Here is a 4,696-nt window from a genome sequence, read left to right on the forward strand (position 1 = left end):
TGGCGCGCCTGACACGATTCGAACGTGCGACCCCTGCCTTCGGAGGGCAGTACTCTATCCAACTGAGCTACAGGCGCTAGGAGGGTGCGTAGCATAGCCCGTTTGTCTGGCCGCGTCCATGGCGCGGGCGATCGGGTTGACCTTGGATCTTGGGTTCCGCTATCCATGTGGCCTTCGGCGGCGTGCAGTTTCAAGCTGCTGACAGAGGAGTTCGGCACCGTCAAGCAGGCGCGGGGTGTGGCGCTGGATAAGATCCGGATGAATGAAGAACAGATTCTCGCGGACGACTGCCGTAATCGATGCCCATCGTTTCCAGTCATCCAGCCACTCAGGGCGGGATTCGCCCATACCGCTGGCAACAATGGCTTCGGGGTTTGCGGCGATGACTGCTTCAATGGTCACGGCCGGCGCCAGCGTTTCCAGTTGCTCAAAGACGTTTTCCCCGCCGCACAGACGAATGACGCTGGAAATAATCTGCTTGCCGCCTACCGTCATCAGCGGTTGCTTCCAGATCTGGTAGAAAGTTCGCACGGGCGGAAGCTTGCTGTAGCGCTGTTGCAATCGGGCAAAGCGTTCGCGGAAGCGCTTGGCGGCCGCATTCCCGATCTCGCTGGTGCCTGCCAGCGCACTAAAGCGTTCGATCTCCGACGGGACGTCATCGATGCGGTCGATTTGCGAAACATAGACCGGAAAACCAAGCGCACGCAGTTTGTCGAGGCTCGCCGGCACGTTTCCGCTGAGCCACGCAATGATCAGGTCGGGTTTCAACGCGACCACGCTCTCCAGGTCAAAACGATCGTAACTGCCGACACGCGAGATTGTCTTCGCCGCTTCGGGAAAGTTGCTGTAGTGAACCGTGCCGACGAGCTTGTCGCCCGCACCCGCAGCAAACAGGGTTTCGACCAGATGTGGTGCCAGGGTGACGATGCGACGGGCCGGTTCGGGCAGACGGACGGTCGCACCCGTATCGTCGCGCACGACGACTTCGGCAAGGGAAGGGCCGCAAAAGGTTATCAGCGCGACAGCCAGCATGCATTTCATTGTGTATTTCAATTGATACGTCCCCATTCTTCGATGGCCGTGGATAAGCGCCGCCATTCCGTTTCGTTGCCGGGCAAGCCGAAGCGCAGCAGACCGTGCTGAGCGAAGCGGCGCGTCAGGATGGCGCGGCGGGCAAAGTGTTCGAACAGCGCGTCGAGTTGTTGTTCATTCGATGCCGCACTCGTTGGATTTGTTGTACTTGTCGCAATCGTCGCCGTCTCTTCCGCCATGCTCAGGGTGCAGAACAGCGCCGTGCGTTTGACTTCACCCAACGGCGCGAGACAGTCGGCCAGGCGCAGCGAGCTTGTCGTCAGTCGTTTGCGCGCAGCCGTCTGCCACGCAACATCAGACAGCGCCTCCCGCGCCACCGCGCGCGATGGATGCGCTACCGGCCACGGGCCAATGGCCTCGCGCAGTTGATCAAGCTTTTCCGCAGCGCCGAGGATGAATCCGACGCGCGCGCCGGCCAGGCCGAAAAACTTGCCCAGCGAACGCAGCACGATCAGCCTGGGCGCTTCGGCGCTGCCGGCCAGACTGGCCAAGCCAGTGAAGTCGGTGGCTCCGTTCGCCATCTCGGGGTCGGCAAAGGCTTCGTCGACGATCAGCCAGCCGCCGCGATTGTTAAGCTGGGCGGCGGCTTCGAGCAAGGCTTCGCGCGGCAATGTCGTTGCCGTCGGGTTGTTGGGGTTGCAAAGCAGCACGATCGGAGTGGTCGCCGCCAGCGCGCGCCGCAAAGAGGGGAGGCGGCGTAGTTGGTGACCGGCGCGCTGCCAGGCCAGCGGATGCTCTTCGTAGATCGGCGCCAGAAAAGCAACAACAGCGGGCTTGAAGAGCGTCGGCAGTATCTGGATTGCCGCCTGCGAACCGGGCAACACCAGCAGCCGGTCGTTGCCGTAGTAGGCCGTAGCGGCAGCCTCCAGCCCGTCGTTGTCTTCCGGCAGACGTTGCCAGCAAAGCGGATTTATTGTCTGAATCGGGTAGCTTTGCGGGTTGATGCCGGTCGACAGGTCAAGCCAGTTGTCGAGTTGAATGCCGTAGTGTTGCGCTGCGGACCGCAGTTTTCCCCCGTGTTCAAGCACCGGCCAGCCCGCCGCAAAAGTAGAGCAGCAGCCAGAGAACGCTGCTGCGTCGCAGGAGTGTCAGTGCGCGCGGAATATCGTCGCGGCGCGCTGGGCGGCCTTCGCCGAGTACCGGCCGCTCTTCGGCCTGCCCGTGGTAGATCGCCACTCCACCAAGCGTGAGGCCCAGGCTTCCCGCACCCGCCGCCATTACCGGGCCGGCGTTCGGGCTGTCCCATAAGGGCGCTTGCTTGCGCCAGCAGGCCAGCGCACGGGAAGTCCGGCCAAACAGGGCGTAGGATAACGCGGTCAGCCGTGCCGGTACGTAGTTGAGTACATCGTCGATGCGCGCCGAGGCCCAGCCGAAATGCAGGAAGCGTTCAGTCTTGTAACCCCACATTGCGTCCAACGTATTGCTCAGTCGGAAGATCACCGCGCCCGCCCCACCGAACAGGGCAAACCAGAACAGCGCGCCAAAAATGGCATCGTTTCCGTTTTCCAGGGTCGTCTCGACACAGGCCTTGGCCACGCCGGCCTCATCAAGTGCGCTGGTGTCGCGCGAGACGATCCAGCCGACATGTCGCCGTGCTGCGGGCAGGTCGCCGGCCGTTAGATCTGAGGATACGCGTTCTGCGTGTTCGGTCAGGCTGCGGCCGCCCAGCGCTAGATAGAGCAGAAAAACTTCGATCGACCAGCCAAGAAAGTCATAGCGTTTGCAGTAAAACGCCAGCGCAGCCCAGGGCGCCACAAGCAGTATCCAGGCGAGCAGGCCGCTTGCCCGTCGCCACGAACCACGATTGAACGCCCGCTCAAGGGCATTGGTTAGTGCGCCGAAGCCGACCAGCGGATGCCAGCGCTTCGGCTCGCCGAGCCGATGGTCCAACACGACGGCGGCGATCGCGGCAAGCGGCAACCACAAGGTCGGTGGGATGCTCAATTCGAGTGGCAAGGAGGCAGGCATGGGAAGATCAGGAAAGCGGAGCGGGGATTTTACGCCGAATATCGCGATCTTCCGCAGCCTGAACTGATGCCGGCCGGTGCTATTTGAGGGCCAGCGGATGCCCTGCCACGACCATCGTCACCTTGTCGCACACGGACGCAACGCGCTGATTCAGCCGTCCCTGCTCGTCGGCGAACAGGCGCGACACAGCGGCCATCGGCACGATCCCCCAACCCACCTCATTGGATACGATGACGACTTGTCCGGGCAATTCCGGCAAGGTGTCGACCAGCGCCTGAACTTCAGTTGCGAGCATCGGGCACTCGATCGGCAAGCCCGCCTCGGCCTGATTGGCCGATTCTCCGGCGAAGAGCAGATTCGACAGCCATAGCGTCAGGCAGTCCACCAGCAAGCACACTCCGGGAGCAGCATTTTGCCGCAATGCCGATGCCAGATCGAGCGGCGACTCGACCAATCCCCATTCGGCAGGGCGGCGTGCCCGGTGCCGGGCAATGCGCTGCGACATTTCGCCATCCAGCGCTTGCCCGGTAGCCACGTAGATAACTCGCAGACCACTTTCGATGGCGCGCTTTTCCGCCAATGTGCTCTTGCCCGAACGGGCGCCACCGATGATCAGCTCTTTCATGCCGCAAGCTTAGCATGAGCGCCCACGCGTATAATCTGCGCTTTGTCCTAGGCGAGCTGGCCATGCAATTCTCCATTCTCCCGATCAAGAATACGCTCGATCCGGTGCTGCACGCCAAGATCAACAACAAGACCAAACCGCTCGGTGCGCTCGGCCAGCTCGAAAGGCTGGCACTGCAGGTCGGTCGGATTCAGCAGTCGCTGACACCGAAGTTTTCGCAACCGCATCTGCTGGTCTTTGCCGGAGACCACGGCGCAGCCAAAGCCGGCGTTTCGGCTTTCCCCCAGGATGTAACCTGGCAAATGGTCGAGAACTTTCTCGTCGGTGGTGCGGCAATCAACGTTTTCGCACGGCAGAACGGCTTGGCGCTGAAGGTCATCGACGCCGGGGTGGCGCATGATTTTGGACAGCGCGACAGGCTGATCGACGCCAGCATCGGCCACGGCACACGCAACTATATTGACGAGTCGGCGATGAATGCCGCCGATTGTGCCGCTGCACTGATTAGAGGCGCGAACATTGCCCGCGATCTGGCTGACGAAGGATGCAACGTTGTCGGTTTCGGCGAAATGGGCATCGGGAATACGGCGTCGGCCGCGCTGATTACCCACGCTCTGACGAGGTCGCCGCTGATCGATTGCATCGGTCGCGGAACCGGCCTTGATGACGCCGGGCTGGCGCGCAAGCGCGAACTGCTAACACAAGCAGTCGCCCGCGCTTCCTTACCGGCCGACGCGGACGCAATGAAGGTGCTCGCCGAGTTCGGGGGCTTCGAGATCGTCATGATGGCGGGTGCCATGCTGGGGGCAGCGGAGCGCGGCATGCTGTTGCTGATCGACGGCTTCATTGTGACCGCCGCTCTGCTCGCCGCTTCGCATATTGATCCCCGGATTCGAGGCTACTGCATTTTTTGCCACCGCTCCGCTGAACCGGGACACCAGGCACAGTTGCATGCCCTCAAAGCCGAGCCGCTTCTTGACCTCGGTTTGCGTCTCGGCGAAGGCACCGGCG

The 4,696-nt window shown here is 62.2% G+C and carries 5 protein-coding genes and 1 tRNA gene; 1 reads left to right on the forward strand and 5 read right to left on the reverse strand.

The genetic code is table 11. From position 1 onward, the window contains the following. From PROAA_RS13475 to cobU, 5 genes are all read right to left on the reverse strand, one after another. Window positions 1-77 (reverse strand) — tRNA-Arg (locus tag PROAA_RS13475). An 82-nt stretch (window positions 78-159) separates the two neighbouring features. Then, window positions 160-1,041 (reverse strand): cobalamin-binding protein, encoded by an 882-nt coding sequence (locus PROAA_RS13480; RefSeq protein WP_186411835.1) that lies wholly within the window; start codon window positions 1,039-1,041, stop codon window positions 160-162. An 8-nt stretch (window positions 1,042-1,049) separates the two neighbouring features. Continuing rightward, window positions 1,050-2,120, reverse strand: coding sequence for a threonine-phosphate decarboxylase CobD (gene cobD / locus PROAA_RS13485; protein WP_186411836.1), 1,071 nt, complete (start codon window positions 2,118-2,120; stop codon window positions 1,050-1,052). Beyond that, window positions 2,113-3,060 (reverse strand): adenosylcobinamide-phosphate synthase CbiB, encoded by a 948-nt coding sequence (cbiB, locus tag PROAA_RS13490; protein WP_186411837.1) that lies wholly within the window; start codon window positions 3,058-3,060, stop codon window positions 2,113-2,115. Before cbiB ends, cobD begins: the two co-directional genes overlap by 8 nt. A gap of 79 nt (window positions 3,061-3,139) precedes the next feature. Next, window positions 3,140-3,685 carry a bifunctional adenosylcobinamide kinase/adenosylcobinamide-phosphate guanylyltransferase gene (gene cobU, locus PROAA_RS13495; RefSeq protein WP_186411838.1) on the reverse strand — a complete coding sequence of 182 codons (546 nt, stop codon included), beginning with the start codon at window positions 3,683-3,685 and terminating at the stop codon, window positions 3,140-3,142. Between the two features lie 62 nt (window positions 3,686-3,747). Here cobU and cobT point away from each other — a divergent pair. After that, window positions 3,748-4,696 (forward strand): nicotinate-nucleotide--dimethylbenzimidazole phosphoribosyltransferase (gene cobT / locus PROAA_RS13500; protein ID WP_186411839.1); only part of this gene is annotated, 949 nt, incomplete at its 3' end.

The organism is Candidatus Propionivibrio aalborgensis (assembly GCF_900089945.1).
In the GTDB taxonomy this organism is placed as follows: Bacteria; Pseudomonadota; Gammaproteobacteria; order Burkholderiales; family Rhodocyclaceae; genus Propionivibrio; species Propionivibrio aalborgensis.